The 14,811-nt window shown below is 34.0% G+C and carries 17 protein-coding genes; 15 read left to right on the forward strand and 2 right to left on the reverse strand.

Annotation, left to right across the window (positions count from 1 at the left end; all coding sequences use genetic code 11):
- Positions 1 to 133 precede the first annotated feature (133 nt).
- The 3 genes from BZG01_RS04535 (at position 134) to BZG01_RS04545 (ending at position 1,155) form a co-directional block, all read left to right on the forward strand.
- Positions 134 to 469 carry a TraR/DksA family transcriptional regulator gene (locus BZG01_RS04535; protein ID WP_101308642.1) on the forward strand — a complete coding sequence of 112 codons (336 nt, stop codon included), beginning with the start codon at positions 134 to 136 and terminating at the stop codon, positions 467 to 469.
- 45 nt (positions 470 to 514) lie between these two features.
- The gene (locus BZG01_RS22080; protein WP_101308643.1) at positions 515 to 718 is read left to right on the forward strand and encodes a PLDc N-terminal domain-containing protein; all 204 of its coding nucleotides are present in this window, start codon (positions 515 to 517) and stop codon (positions 716 to 718) included.
- A 101-nt stretch (positions 719 to 819) separates the two neighbouring features.
- Entirely contained in the window at positions 820 to 1,155 is a 336-nt protein-coding gene (locus tag BZG01_RS04545) for a translation initiation factor (RefSeq protein ID WP_101308644.1), read from the forward strand.
- A gap of 174 nt (positions 1,156 to 1,329) precedes the next feature.
- On the opposite strand, the gene BZG01_RS04550 is transcribed toward BZG01_RS04545, so the two are convergent.
- Positions 1,330 to 2,280: a phosphoribosylaminoimidazolesuccinocarboxamide synthase gene (locus BZG01_RS04550; protein ID WP_101308645.1), complete on the reverse strand. Its 951-nt coding sequence runs from the start codon at positions 2,278 to 2,280 to the stop codon at positions 1,330 to 1,332.
- 235 nt (positions 2,281 to 2,515) lie between these two features.
- Complete coding sequence (locus BZG01_RS04555) at positions 2,516 to 3,493, reverse strand: PhoH family protein (RefSeq protein WP_101308646.1); 978 nt, start codon at positions 3,491 to 3,493, stop codon at positions 2,516 to 2,518.
- 137 nt (positions 3,494 to 3,630) lie between these two features.
- Between BZG01_RS04555 and BZG01_RS04560 the strand changes: the two genes are divergently transcribed.
- The 12 genes from BZG01_RS04560 to BZG01_RS21515 all read left to right on the forward strand — a co-directional run bounded on the left by BZG01_RS04560 (position 3,631) and on the right by BZG01_RS21515 (position 14,734).
- On the forward strand, positions 3,631 to 4,419 hold the full coding sequence (locus BZG01_RS04560) for an SAM hydrolase/SAM-dependent halogenase family protein (protein ID WP_101308647.1): 789 nt from the start codon (positions 3,631 to 3,633) through the stop codon (positions 4,417 to 4,419).
- Positions 4,409 to 4,699, forward strand: coding sequence for a putative quinol monooxygenase (locus BZG01_RS04565; RefSeq protein WP_101308648.1), 291 nt, complete (start codon positions 4,409 to 4,411; stop codon positions 4,697 to 4,699). The genes BZG01_RS04560 and BZG01_RS04565 overlap by 11 nt, the downstream gene beginning before the upstream one ends.
- Positions 4,700 to 4,875: 176 nt before the next feature.
- Positions 4,876 to 5,577 (forward strand): phosphatase PAP2 family protein, encoded by a 702-nt coding sequence (locus BZG01_RS04570; RefSeq protein ID WP_180327210.1) that lies wholly within the window; start codon positions 4,876 to 4,878, stop codon positions 5,575 to 5,577.
- 15 nt (positions 5,578 to 5,592) lie between these two features.
- Positions 5,593 to 7,191 carry an ArnT family glycosyltransferase gene (locus BZG01_RS04575; RefSeq protein ID WP_101308650.1) on the forward strand — a complete coding sequence of 533 codons (1,599 nt, stop codon included), beginning with the start codon at positions 5,593 to 5,595 and terminating at the stop codon, positions 7,189 to 7,191.
- A gap of 2 nt (positions 7,192 to 7,193) precedes the next feature.
- Entirely contained in the window at positions 7,194 to 8,159 is a 966-nt protein-coding gene (locus BZG01_RS04580; protein ID WP_101308651.1) for a glycosyltransferase family 2 protein, read from the forward strand.
- The gene (locus BZG01_RS04585; protein WP_101308652.1) at positions 8,074 to 9,027 is read left to right on the forward strand and encodes a lysylphosphatidylglycerol synthase transmembrane domain-containing protein; all 954 of its coding nucleotides are present in this window, start codon (positions 8,074 to 8,076) and stop codon (positions 9,025 to 9,027) included. Before BZG01_RS04580 ends, BZG01_RS04585 begins: the two co-directional genes overlap by 86 nt.
- Positions 9,028 to 9,485: 458 nt before the next feature.
- Positions 9,486 to 11,435: an ATP-binding protein gene (locus BZG01_RS04590; RefSeq protein ID WP_101308653.1), complete on the forward strand. Its 1,950-nt coding sequence runs from the start codon at positions 9,486 to 9,488 to the stop codon at positions 11,433 to 11,435.
- Between the two features lie 600 nt (positions 11,436 to 12,035).
- The gene (locus BZG01_RS04595) at positions 12,036 to 13,634 is read left to right on the forward strand and encodes a vitamin K epoxide reductase family protein (RefSeq protein WP_101308654.1); all 1,599 of its coding nucleotides are present in this window, start codon (positions 12,036 to 12,038) and stop codon (positions 13,632 to 13,634) included.
- A 72-nt stretch (positions 13,635 to 13,706) separates the two neighbouring features.
- Entirely contained in the window at positions 13,707 to 13,901 is a 195-nt protein-coding gene (locus tag BZG01_RS04600) for a hypothetical protein (protein WP_143470833.1), read from the forward strand.
- A gap of 67 nt (positions 13,902 to 13,968) precedes the next feature.
- A complete protein-coding gene (locus BZG01_RS21505; protein ID WP_180327213.1) occupies positions 13,969 to 14,127 on the forward strand; it encodes a hypothetical protein in 159 nt (52 codons plus the stop codon).
- A 99-nt stretch (positions 14,128 to 14,226) separates the two neighbouring features.
- Positions 14,227 to 14,385 carry a hypothetical protein gene (locus tag BZG01_RS21510; protein ID WP_156197092.1) on the forward strand — a complete coding sequence of 53 codons (159 nt, stop codon included), beginning with the start codon at positions 14,227 to 14,229 and terminating at the stop codon, positions 14,383 to 14,385.
- Between the two features lie 193 nt (positions 14,386 to 14,578).
- Positions 14,579 to 14,734 carry a hypothetical protein gene (locus tag BZG01_RS21515; protein ID WP_180327214.1) on the forward strand — a complete coding sequence of 52 codons (156 nt, stop codon included), beginning with the start codon at positions 14,579 to 14,581 and terminating at the stop codon, positions 14,732 to 14,734.
- Positions 14,735 to 14,811 lie beyond the last annotated feature (77 nt).

The following is a 14,811-nucleotide window of genomic DNA, read 5'->3' on the forward strand; positions in this document are numbered from 1 at the left end:
AACACATATAAATTAGCCTGATAAAATACTTTAGGATGAATCTAAATAGACACCGAAATAATTCATTCACATCCAAACAGAAAGAACAAAATACTTTTTAATTTTACCTTGTTATTGATTTCAACAGTAATTTATGCCTGAATTAAACAGAGTTCAAATCGAAATACTAATTACCGATAGAATTTCAAAACTTGAAAATGAAATCGTAATGCTGAAAGATCTCACCCAACCTGTTTCGCCGGATTGTGCCATTGGCAGAGTTAGCCGAATGGATGCAATAAACAACAAAAGTGTAAATGAGGCTGCTTTGCGTAAAAAGGAAATTCAACTATCGGCCTTGAAAGATGCTCTGAAGAATATTGATTCGGATGATTTTGGAAAATGCATAAAATGCGGAATTCAAATTCCCATTGGAAGAATCATGATTATGCCTGAAAGCAAGAAATGTGTAAATTGTGCCAATCAATAAAGTAACTAAATTGACGAACATCAAATCACAAATTTAAAACTTACGATGATACTTTCAATCATATTTGACATTTGGCTGCTAAGCAAACTAATAGCAATATTACTTCCGGTAATTGCCATAATTGATATACTCCGTAGAGATTTACTAGGCATCAACAGATTAATCTGGATATTACTTGTTGTTTTTATCCCTTTTGTAGGCTCAATCATCTATTTCTATGATCGGTTTACTTACAAAGCCAAATTTTAAATATCTTTGTACTGATAGTAATAAATAACTGGTGCTTCGTGGTAAAATATCCATTTTAGACTGGTTACTGTGTACTAATTACTAACATACAATTAAATAAAATGGCAAAAAGTAAAAAAAATATCGTTTACTCAACGAACCCCGACTACAATTACGAATACGATGATGAACCGGTAGAAGAAACCTTAGCTCCGAACAAACAAAAACTAAGAGTTTTACTGGACAAAAAACAGAGAAAAGGTAAAGTTGTTACTTTAATTGAAGGTTTCGTAGGTACTTCTGATGACCTAAAAGAATTAGGCAAAATATTAAAAAGCAAATGTGGCGGCGGAGGTTCTGCCAAAGATGGAGAAATCTTAATTCAAGGCGATCACCGAGATAAAATCATGGATCTTTTAAAAGCAGAAGGATATCAGGTTAAACGAGTTGGAGGATGATTCTAAAGATCTGAGAAATTAGATTTCAGATATTAAGCGAATCAAATCTCAGCCTTTTATACGATTTTAGATACAAAATTACACAAATGATCTAATACAAAAACCGAAATCCATAATGGATTTCGGTTTTATTTTTTCTTTCCTATTAGTCCACTTTAGGGGATTTATGGGTAATTATTTTAAAGATTCCAAACAAGTTAAAATGTTCTTCTCTATTCTTGCATTTACACTTTTAGCATCTGCTTTCACGAACTTTTCACCAATAATTTGCTCGTACAACTCGATGTAACGCTCCGAAATCTGATTTACTTTTTCTTCAGTCATTTCAGGAACCTTCTGTCCGTCTTTACCTTGAAAACCATTCTCCATTAACCATTCGCGAACAAACTCTTTCGACAATTGTTTCTGCTGCTCATTCTTAGCCAAACGCTCAGCATATCCCTCCGAATAAAAGTAACGGGATGAATCTGGTGTATGAATCTCATCAATCAGGTAGATCACACCATCTTTTTTACCAAATTCATATTTTGTATCAACCAAAATCAAACCTTTTTCGGCAGCAATTTCAGTTCCTCTGGCAAATAAAGCCTGAGTATATTTTTCAAGCATTTCGTAATCTTCTTTAGATACAATGCCTTGTTTCAATATTTCTTCTTTGGAAATATCTTCATCGTGACCTTCCATTGCCTTTGTTGTTGGCGTAATGATCGGTTTTTCAAATTTCTGATTTTCCTTCATTCCCTCAGGCATCGGCTCACCACAAAGTGCGCGTTTACCTGCTTTGTACTCTCTCCATGCATGACCGGTTAAATATCCTCTAATCACCATCTCAACCATAAACGGCTCAGCCAGATGACCAATTGTTACCATTGGATCAGGAGTTGCAATTTTCCAGTTTGGAACGATATCCGATGTTGCATCTAAAAAGCGGGTTGCAATTTGATTCAATACCTGTCCCTTAAAAGGAATACCTTCAGGTAATACAACATCAAAAGCTGAAATGCGATCAGAAACAACCATAGCAAGATACTCATCGTTAATATTATAAACGTCTCTTACCTTACCTACATATAGATTCTTTTGATTCGGGAAATTAAAATCTGTTTTAACAATTGCTTCATTCATTGCTCCAAAAATTCTAATAATTTATAAAAATGGTTTAAACTATAAGCCATTAGCTGTAAACTGCCAGGCATCAGCTGATATTTGCTGCATTCTGCTACCAAAATAACAATAATGTAAAAATTCAGCTTTTAATTCAGTGCGAAGATATATAAAAGTAAAAAAGCAGAAAAGCTGTAACAGTTATTTATATCCATCTTCACCATACTTTTTACAAAACTGTTTACCGGTAACTCTTTTACTGATCTTTGCTTTCTCTCTTTTTTTCCTGCCTATCCTCTTCAATTTCGTAGGCCGTCACAATCTCTTTCACCAGCCGGTGACGAATTATATCCGACTTATCGAATTCAACCATTGCAATTCCTTTTATATCCTTTAAAATCCGAAAGGCCTGAATCAATCCTGATTGTTGCTTTCTGGGCAAATCAATTTGCGTAATATCGCCTGTAATCATAAACTTACCGCTGGTTCCCATGCGGGTTAAAAACATCTTCAGCTGCTTTGTTGTTGTGTTTTGCGCCTCATCTAAAATTACAAATGCCTCATTCAAAGTTCTTCCTCGCATATAAGCCAAAGGTGCAATCTGAATGATTTCGGCCTCCAGATAATCGGCTAGTTTACGAGGCGGAATCATATCCAGCAGGGCATCATACAGTGGTTGCAAATAAGGATCAATTTTCTCTTTTAAATCTCCGGGAAGGAAACCAAGATTCTCTCCTGCTTCAACTGCAGGACGACTCAAAATGATCTTTCTCACCTCAGAATTACGCAGGGCTTTAACAGCCAGGGCAATTGCCGTATAGGTTTTACCCGATCCGGCAGGACCAACTGCAAAAACCATATCGTTTTTTGCTGATTTTTCGACCAACTTTTTTTGGTTCGCTGTGCGGGCACGAATAATTTTTCCATTATTACCAAAAAGAATAACACTTTTAGGATCATCTGGATTTTGTATATCCGGCGTGTTTTCCAATACAATCCGTTTTATGTTGGCCAGCGTAAGAACATTGTATTGATTGTAGTGCTGAATCAAAAGATTCACTTTCATTTCAAACAAGTCAAGAGTCTTTTCTTCACCGCTGGCAAATATTTCATTCCCTCTTCCAACAATCTTCAATTTTGGAAACATCTCCTTTAAGACTACCAATTTTGAATTATTAATTCCATAAAATTCAAGAGGATCAATTACCCCTAAAGATATGCTCTTTTCAATCATATATTCCGTTCAATATTCATTACTTTTGAGCCTACAAATTAATTATTAATTCTGATTTGTTTAGCAGTACCAAAGAGAAATCTGAATATATTTTCGTTTAAAATAATTCCTCTTTCTCTTTAAATTTAGATCCATTTATGGCAATAATAAGTTTAACTACCGATTGGCAGCACCGCGATTACTATCTGGGGGCACTCAAGGGGCGCCTCCTATCGATCTGTCCCGGAGCACAATTGGTAGATTTAAGTCACAATGTTGACAACTACAATATATCTCAGACATCTTTTATTATAAAAAATGCCTTTGTCCATTTTCCAAAAGGAAGTATTCATATTATTGGTGTTAAATCAGAAGAAACACCGGAACACCCGCACGTAGTTGTAAAGTATCAGGATCATTATTTTATTGGTGCCGACAATGGTATTTTCAGTCTGATAATGAAAGGCGATCCTGAAGAAATTGTACGCATTGAAAATATTGAAAAGGAAGATCACTTCCATACTTTTCCGGAACTGAATGTATTTGCCAAAGTGGCTTCTCACATTATTAAATACAACAATCTATCAGGACTGGGATCTACCCAAAAAGAACTGTTCCGATTGGTTCCCATCCGCGCGTTAATTCAGAAAGGAACAATTACCGGACAGATTATTTACATTGATTCGTATGGGAATGTAACCACAAATATTTCAAAAGACTTGTTTGAATCGGTGCGTCAGGAAAGAGAATTCGAAATTTTGGTGCAAAGCAATCATTACCGGATTTCCAAAATCAATCAGAACTATCACGAAACTTCCGAAGGTGATTTTCTGGCACTCTTCAACTCATCAGGCTTACTGGAAATAGCCATAAACAAAGGCAATTTAGCCGAACTACTGCAACTGGATATTAACTCAGATATTAGAATCAAACTTCATGATTATTAGATTTGTAAAGCTGGAAATACTTCCACAATATATTACCGATTTTAAAAATCTTACTTCAGGCGAAAAAAAAGATATTATTACTTTCCCAGGTTGTTCTCATCTTGAAATTTTACAGGATGTATCAAATCCATCGGTATTTTTCACGGTGAGTCACTGGTTTTCGGAGGACGATTTAAACCATTACCGAAACTGTGATTTTTTTCAGGGCAACTGGAAAAAGGTAAAACAATGGTTCGCAGCCAAACCTGAGGCATGGAGCTTATTTAAAGCTGTAGAATAAACCTGAAAAAGCAAATAGAATATCCAAAAAAAATTAACAAAATATTTACCCTAAAATAACAACCAAACAGTTCTTAACTTTTTTGACACAAAAATTCAATTATTTCTTAAATCTTATTTCATCTACTGGAATTATTTAAAATTCATATTTGTACTGAACTTCTATCAGTATACATGATGAAATTAAACAACCTGGATTCCAACGTTCGATATGCTGTTCAGCTATTTACAGGATTCGTAGTAATCGGTGCAATATTACTGTTCATTTTTTCAGATATCGAATTCTCAATTCTCGTAAATAAATATTCCAATCCATTTCTTGATCCCTTTTTTAACGGAATTACCCAACTTGGATTGGGAGCACTTTTAGCCGTTTTAGCCGTTGTTCTTTTATTTATTCGCTACTACTATGCAATTCTTTGTGCTGGAATTCTTTTGGTTTCGGGCATCGTAACTTTTGTTTTTAAAAAGATATTGTTTGCCGACGCTATGCGTCCACTCTTCTTCCTGTCTGGCAAACAATTAAGATTCCCCATTGGCATGGAAGAGCATTTCAAACATTCATTTCCAAGTGGACACACAATGACGATTTTTGCTATTGCTTTTATTCTATTTTGGATCTATAAAAACTCCAGAGTTGCTACCATAAATTTTACTCTTGCTGTATTTGTCGGCATTTCCAGAATCTATTTATTCCAACACTTTCTGATAGACGTATATTTTGGTGCTATCCTGGGAATTGCAGAATCGATATTTGTAGTTTGGCTTTTCGAAAATAAATTCAGACTCCATCAAATAAAAATCCTCCGTAAATCAATACTTTCCAACAAAAGAATTCCTCAATGGGATTTCAATAAAGGAAAAATGGCTCCTCAATAATATCACTTCGATTTTATGAATTTTTTATTTTCTCAGATGCAAATAAGAAACTGGATTCCGGCAATCATATTTTTCATATCCTTATTCTCTCTTTCTGTAGGTATAAACGGAGATATTTTTATTGTAGATGAAGCCAGAAATGCTGAATGTGCAAGGGAAATGCTTGAAAGAGGGGATTTAATAGTTCCTACATACAATTATGAGCTTCGAACTGATAAGCCTCCTCTGCATTACTACTTTATGATGATTTCCTATTCCCTTTTTGGTGTTTCGGAATGGTCGGCCAGATTGTTTTCTGTTCTTTTTGGTTGTTTTACAATTTTAATAAGCTACCTGTTTGCAAAACGCTGGTTAGGTATTAAAACTGCTGTTTGGACTGTTGTTGTGTTGCTTTCGTCAATTCACTTTAGCGTACAATTTCATATGTCGGTTCCAGATCCATATTTAATTTTCTTTATCACATCAAGCTTGTTCTTATTTTTCGACTGCCTAAAAAACAAAAGCAAAGCAAAAGCATATTTAATGTATTTGTGTCTGGGATTGGGAGCTTTAACTAAAGGACCAATTGCCATCGCCTTGCCAGGCTTAATTATGTTATTGTATTTGATTTTCAGCAAGCAATTTTCATTAAATACCATCTTATTATTACGCCCTTTTGAAGGCTTACTTATTGTATTATTTACTGCATTACCATGGTATTTGGCTGTACACCAACAAACCGATGGAGCGTGGACCAAAGGTTTCTTCCTTGAACACAACTTAGAGCGATTTGCAAACACCAAAGAAGGTCATGGGGGAACTCTTTTCATGGCTCCTGTTTTTGTACTTGCAGGTATGCTTCCTTTCTCTGTCTTCTTTATCAGAGCGATAAAAAAAGTATTTGTCAGCAGGGAAAAACCTTTACTCATATTCGCACTAACTGCAACTTTATGTATTGTTGGATTTTTTGCTGCATCATCAACCCGCTTGCCAAACTACACCGCTCCTGCATATCCATTTTTTGCAATTGTACTGGCACATTATCTTTCTGATTTAAACACAAAAAAGCATCGGATAGAAATTATCTTTCTGATCATATTTTCTGCCCTTTTGATTCCTGCAGTCTATTTTGGACTTCATTCGGAACCCGAATTGCAATCACTGCAAAAGCTTGCAGTGCTATTTTTGCCAAGCTTTCTTGCCAGTATTGCAGCACTCTATTACTATCGCAAAAACAAAATACAAACATCGCTTGCTGTTTTAGCATCAGGCTTTTATATCTGCTCTCTGATGATTTCACAGCTCATGTTCTCGGATGTGGCCGCCGAAAATCCAGTCAAAAAAACTCTCGCTCTTACAAATTGTGATACTCATATCGTGTACTTCAAAAAATTTAACGCTTCTTTTCCTTTTTATCTGAAGAGAAAAATAGAAACCCTTGAGACAAATATGGAGCTTGAAGATTTTTTCACTCAATACCCGCAAGGCATTGTTATTAGTCAAAAGAGAAAACTTAACGAAATAAATTTTAGTGCTTATGCTCAAATTTGTTTTGAACAGAAGGACTTGTTTGAAGGAAGAACAACAACAGTTTTAAAAAGTCTCGGTAAAATTTCAAAAACAACAAATGATTAAATATGAAAAAGTTAAGTCTGGTAATTTGTGTTTACAACGAAGAGGATAATATTATCCCCTTAAGTGAACAAATTGTAAGAAACCTTGACAATTACGATTTTGAGGCGATTTTTGTTGATGATGGATCTACAGATGAAACAAGAAAACGAATTTTATCGATTCCCGATGAACGATTCGTAATGGTTCAGCTTAGAAAAAATTATGGACAAAGCTCAGCACTTGCTGCAGGAATTGGACAAGCGGAAGGAGAATATATTGTTACTCTTGACGGAGATTTACAAAACGATCCTTCGGATATTCCTGCCATGTTAAAGTTAGCGGAAGATGAAGATTGGGATTTAGTAGCAGGAATTCGAGAAAAAAGGCAGGATGGCATGATGCTACGATTAATCCCAAGTAAAATTGCGAACTACTTTATCCGCCAATCTACCGGAGTTCAAATAAAAGACTACGGATGCACTCTAAAGGTATACAAGCAGGAAATTGCAAAAGACTTAGGCTTATACGGAGAACTTCACCGTTTTATTCCGGTATTAGCCAGTTTAGAAGGTGCAACAATTACACAAATACCAGTTAAGCATCATGCCCGTCAATTTGGGAAATCGAAGTACAATTTGAATCGCACCTTTAAAGTAATCAGCGATTTAATACTAATGGTATTTCTGAAAAAATACATGCAGAAACCAATGCACCTATTTGGTGGATACGGCATTGCAATGCTGATTGTTGGCAGTTCAATCAACATATATCTTTTAATTTTAAAGTTAATGGGGCAGGATATTTGGGGCAAGCCGATACTAATATTAGGCATGCTTCTTATGGTAGCAGGCATTCAAATAATCACCATCGGAATTGTCTCTGAAATACAGGTAAGAACCTACTATGAATCACAAAACAAAACACCTTTCAAGGTTAGAAAAGTTGTTAAAACAAACAGTAAATCCGAAGTTACTAAAGGCGTTTGCTAAAATCTTTATTTCAGCACTGGCACTGTATTTTGTTTTTACGAAAATTCCGTTTAGAGATGTGTGGTTTCAAATCAAAGATGCTAATGTATTCCTTATGATTTCAGCCCTTGTCTTGTTTGTTCTGTCCAAGATCTTGGCTTCCTTTCGACTATTGCTCTATTTTAAAGCCATAGGTATTAAACTCGATTCCATAACAAATTTAAAGTTGTACTTATTGGGTATGTTTTACAATCTTTTCCTTCCTGGTGGAATTGGTGGTGATGGGTATAAAATTTACCTGCTTAAAAAACAAGGATACAGCAATGTGAGACGACTTTTGGGCAGTGTTTTGGTTGACAGGCTAAGCGGATTATATGCATTGTTTTGTTTGCTTATAATCACTTTTGTTTTTTGTTCGTTTTATATCTCATGCAAACAAGCTGTTTTAATACTGATCCCAATCTCATATTTTGCTTATCAACACTTTATTAAATACATTTTTCCATATCTGAAAACCACAACAAAAGCCAGTACTTTATACTCTTTTATCGTGCAAGCGTTGCAAATGACTATGGCATTTTTTTTACTTCTGGCTTTGGGCCAAAATGCTAATATTCCAGGGTACTTATTCCTTTTTTTAGTTAGTTCGGTAGTGGCTGCATTACCTCTTACTATTGGTGGCGTAGGTGGCAGAGAAATAACTGCTCTTATTGGTGCCGATCTGCTTCACCTAAACATTGATATTGCCATTGCACTTAGTCTCTGCTTTTACCTGATAACTGCCTTGGTTTCTCTTTCAGGAATTTACTATATGATCATTCCTTTCGAAACGCAACTTTACGCAAATAAGCTTTCTTTGAATTGCACCAATTCCCATGAATCAGAATAAGTTACACGATACTAATACCGCATTGTGATCAACTATGCAATAAGAAATACTGAATTAAAAATGAAGAAATTGTTACAGCATTAAAATAAGGCTCCTTTTTTTATGATGCTCTGTTTTAAAGGGCCAAAGCCAAACAAATTATTGAGACTTTGTTCTCTCATTTCCTATCTCCAGATCAGTTCCATTTTCTGACTATTTTCTGCCCAGCCCATAATTCCACCCTTTACTTTGGAGGAATCGCTACAACCCTATCCGCAGGTTTCCTGCCAATAACCAATATATTTTTAGCATAAATAAAACAACATTTAAATCTACACCACACCTAAGTACATAAGCTACTGTTATTTGGTTTGCAATCAAAATATTCATAACTTAATATAACACAGCACCTAAACCAATCAGTAAAATCGATTACTCTTGTTTAAATAAATTTGACTTGACAAGCCTAATATCTACACATGGGGAAAGAAATACGATATATCACCAACTTTTTTATTCTAATCATTGTTTGCATTGCCTTATTAATAGGTTGCTCTTTGGCTTGGGATATTTATAAAGAAAATCAGACCTCATATGAATTAGCCAAAGGAGAAGCATTTGGAAGCTGTAATAAAGATCTGGTATTTCGCAAATGGGCATCTATGCACGGTGGTATTTATGTTCCCATTTCAAACTCCATTCAACCCACCCCCTATTTAAATTTCTTAGATGAACAAAATGTAACAACTACTACAGGTAAAGAGTTAACCTTGATAAATCCTTCTTATATGACTCGTTTGGTTTTTAAGCTTGGCGAGCAGCAATACGGTCAAAAAGGACATATCACCAGTTTAGATCCAATTAATTCTGAAAATAAAGCTGACGAATGGGAAACGAAAGCTTTAAAATTATTCGAAAAAGGAAAAACAGAATACTCCAGCATTGAAAATATAAATAACAAAGAGTATTTGCGCTTAATGATACCAATGGTCGTTGAAAACAGTTGTTTAAAATGTCATTACAATCAAGGATACAAACTTGGTGATATCAGAGGAGGAATAAGCGTTTCGATACCCATGAAAAAATACAATTCTGTCGTGCAAACCAAAATTGAAAGCATGATATTCACTCATCTAATTTCATATATCGTTGTCCTTTTTTTTAGTGCTTTAGGTTATCGAAGAATACTAATTGAGATGAAAAAACGCAATATCGCTCAGAAAAAAACAATAAAAAATGAAGCACTCCTCCTTCAACAGAATAAAGAATTGATTTTAACCAAAAGGAAAGCCGTTGAAAGTGATCGACTTAAAACAATCTTTCTTCAAAACATAAATCATGAAATTAGAACCCCAATGAATGCAATTATGGGTTTCTCTTCATTACTTACCGAGCAATTTAACGACAAAGAGTGTATTGAGAAATACTCTAAAATTATTATGCAGCGATGCAATGATCTTCTTTCTATTGTTAATGACATTATGGACATTTCGCAAATAGAAACAGAACAGATACATTTCAATATTGAAGAATGCAATTTGAACACAACCCTCGTTGAAATCCATGCATTGTTTAGGGAAGAACAAGTGCGTCAGAAAAAACAAAATATCAATCTAATACTAACAAGTTCAACAACTAAAAACAAAACTTTTATCACCGATAAGGAAAAATTAAAGCAAATAGCAGCAAACCTAATTAGCAACGCCTTAAAATTTACCGATCATGGTGAAATTAATATAATCCTTAAAATAGATGATCACAAGAATATAATTCTTCAAGTTTCGGATACCGGAATTGGTATTCCAACTTCGGAATTTAAAAATATTTTTGAACGCTTTACGCAGGTAGAACAAGATGAAAACCGTGTTTTTAGTGGTACTGGACTGGGTTTATCAATCGTTAAAGGACTAACAAACTCCTTGTCTGGTACTATCCATCTCGATTCTGAACTTGGTAAAGGAAGTACTTTTACGATTACATTACCCCAAAATTCAAATCACAACAACACGAATTCAAACTCTGGTTCTAAACAAACAAAACAAGTTTATAATTTTAGCGGGAAAAACATTTTAATTGTAGAAGACGACGAACCAAATGCTCAATATTTGAAAGAAATTTTTAACAAGACATCTGCTAAAATTATACATACCGGCAAAGGAGAAGATGCTGTACAAATTGCATTATCGCACTGCATTGATGTGGTTTTAATGGATATTCGTCTGCCGGATATTAGTGGTTATCAAGCTACCCGACAGATTAGAAAAAACGATAAAGATGTTCTAATTATTGCACAAACAGCTTATACTTCAAGCCAAGACAAAAAACAAGCTTTTGATTCGGGATGCAACGAATATCTCTGCAAACCAATTAAGGCGAAAAAATTACTTGAATTAGTCAACAAGCATCTTAGCGAAGCGGTTGTAATATAAAACAGAACAGTTTTTATTTCTCTAACTAAAGTGAAATTTTTACATTAAAAAGGTATCATAGACAGCAGTGAAATGAAGCCCCTTATTTGTGCCCGTCTATTTCATCAAGACATTACTATTGCACTTAGTCCCTACTTTTACCTGAATAGCGGATAAAACAACTTAACATTACCCCATACATGTATTTTTAAATCCCCCCTATTGCATTTAATGACCACAAATCCATCAAACATCCTTCATCTAAAACAAACCGAAGCATCAATAAATAGTGACAAACAAACATTTTTCAATGCCAAATGAAATAATAATTCAAAAATAACCAACCATATAATAGTCAAATTAAAATTTATTTTAATAAATTAGTCTTTGTTCAAAAAAAAATATAATTACAAATCACATTTCAAATACTCGTCAATTTATTTTAGTATTTACACAAAAACCTTTTCAGTCAACTCGTCGGAAAGAGAAACAAGAAGATATAGAAAAAGAATAGTCATAATATTTTGTTTTAAGAAGACTTTCCCTAATTAGTCGTTCTATAACACTTTTTATTAAGTCCTTTTTTAAATAACTAATTACTCAATAATTTACTTACCTCAAATGGACGAAAACCTATTTTTCCTATTAAAAGAACTACTTACAAAAAATAGCATAAAAGTTAATAATGAAGAATTAAAGCTTCAATTATTTGGTCATCCTTCGTATCCAAGTTTACATTCTTTGACCGGAGTTTTGGATCATTTTAACATCCCAAATCTTGCAATAGAAATTCCAAAAACAGAGGAAAACATTGCTCTTTTACCCGATTACTTCATAGCTCATATCGAAAACAACAGAGGTGATAATTTTGCATTAATCAGCAAGAAAGCGGATGCTATTCAAATTACACGTGAGGGAAAAAAATCGGAGCTTGTTTCTATTGACAGCTTTATTGATTTATGGACCGGAATTGTCTTAGTTATCGAAACGGATGAAAATATAAAAACAGATATCTCTTCTATTTTCTCAAAAGGATTACTTGTAAGTATTCCAGTCGTACTAATAATTTGTTTTTTATTCTTGAGTCAAAACCCATTTGAATCATTTCATTTTGTTTTTTCGATGATTGGACTAATGATATGTATCTTTATTCTTCAACACGAAATAGGAACTTCTTCTCAGGTTTTGAATAAAATTTGTACTGGTGTTAGTGATAAAGTTAGTTGCGATGATGTTATGCAATCGAAAGGATCCAATCTTTTTGGCTTTGTTAAATTAAGTGATCTTGGTATTATTTATTTTCTAACCTCAGTATTATCTTCCTTACTTTTTGTGATAAGTAAAAACAATTTCACACCACTCTTCCTTGCTAGTCTTATGGCTCTGCCATTTACAATCTATTCCATCTACTATCAGTTCCAAATTGTAAAAAAATGGTGTCTCCTTTGTCTTGGTGTTATTTTGGTTTTATGGATACAATCAGCTTTGGCAATTGCAAATATCAATTCAATCTCTGAGATAATATCAGAACCAAATTCTTACTTACTCTTTGCATTTGCGGCATACCTTACCACAGCTCTTTGGTTATTCATTGCTCCCAAAATAAGGCTAAAACCAGAATATTTTAAATTAAAAGTACAATTCAATAAATTCAAAAGAAACTTCGAAATATTCAACAATCTGCTTTCCAGATCGCAAGCAATAAACACCACAATTACAAACTGCAATGAAATAGTATTTGGCGCTAAAAATTCTGAATTGGAAATCGTTATCATCACAAACCCCTTATGTGGCTTTTGCAAAAATGCTCACAAATTAATTCACATAGTATTAGATCAAGAAACCGAAGTAAAAATCATTGTTCGTTTCAATGTATCTCAAAATACAAAAGCCATTGATAATAAAATTGCAGCAAAACTAGTTGAGATCTGCCATTTAAACGGGGAAGAGATATGTCTAACAGCAATGAATGAAGCCTATTCCAGCAGAGATGCTGCCACTTGGCTAAATAAATGGGGAGAATCAGAAAATGAATACTATTCTCAAATTTTAATGGAAGAAAAGAATTGGTGCACAAACAACAATATTCCCTTTACACCTGAAATACTTCTTAATGGCAAATCCTATCCAAAAGAGTATGATTTTGAAGAATTGCAATATTTTCTTGAAGATATTAACGAGTTCGAAGTTTCGACGCAAACAGAACTCATAACAGACTAAAAATAATTATAAAACTGAAGCCTTGACGGTTTTAAAATGTTCAAGATACACACATTATTAAATTTTAATATTATGAAAGATTTACAAAAATTAAACGGTGCTAAAATTCTAAGTAATAAAGAACAACAAAAAATAACAGGTGGTTGGAAGGGCTTGCCACTAGATCCATGCGGAGGTGGAGGTGAGGTTCTAACAAGATATACAACTCAAGAAGAATGTAATGGCCATGGAATTTGGTCTGGCAATCTATGTTGGACTTGCAGGTAATATGAAGTTCACAAGCAAAAAGTTATTAGATATTTCAATACTTACATTGTATTAAAATTTAATTACGATGAAAAATTTACAAAAACTAACCGATGCTAAAATGCTTAGTAAAAAAGAACAACAAGCAGTTAAAGGTGGACGCTCAAAATGCATTGATGATTTAAGTTGCCCTGATGGATACGGATGTGATCCTTTTGGAGTTTGCAGGCTTATTCCGGCAGTCTAATTAAAACTTTCTCTTCTTAAATTGAAAATTTTGAATAAAACCGAAATCTTGACGGTTTTAAAATGCTCAAGATACACACATTATTAAAATTTCAATATTATGAAAGATTTACAAAAATTAAACGGTGCTAAAATTCTAAGTAAAAAAGAACAACAAACTGTTAAAGGTGGAAAAATGCAATGTTATGCAGATGGAACATGTCCTGCCGGATGGACTTGCATAAGCGGCACTTGCGAACGCTACCCCAAAGAATTATAGGGAAACAGTCGTCCTAAAATAGATTGGCAGAAAAACAATTTATTTCAGAACGACTCAAAAAGAGCAAATAAATATATTTGCTTTCCTCCTCTCGAAAATAAAATAGCCTTCAACCAAGAACTAAAGAAAAACAAACTGAAGTCTTGACGGTTTTAAAATGTTCAAGATACACACATTATTAAATTTTAATATTATGAAAGATTTACAAAAATTGGCAGGTGCTAAGATTCTTAGCAAAAAGGAACAACAATCGGTTAAAGGTGGAAAAATGCAATGTTATGCAGATGGAACATGTCCTGCCGGATGGACTTGCATAAGTGGTACTTGCGAACGCTATATTTTAGAATAAAAAAATATTAAGGGAGGAGCCAACAAATATATTTGCTTTCCTCCTCCCTTCAATAAAATAGCCTTCATCCAAGAACT

Source organism: Labilibaculum manganireducens (genome assembly GCF_002843385.1).
GTDB classification, from domain to species: domain Bacteria; phylum Bacteroidota; class Bacteroidia; order Bacteroidales; family Marinifilaceae; genus Labilibaculum; species Labilibaculum manganireducens.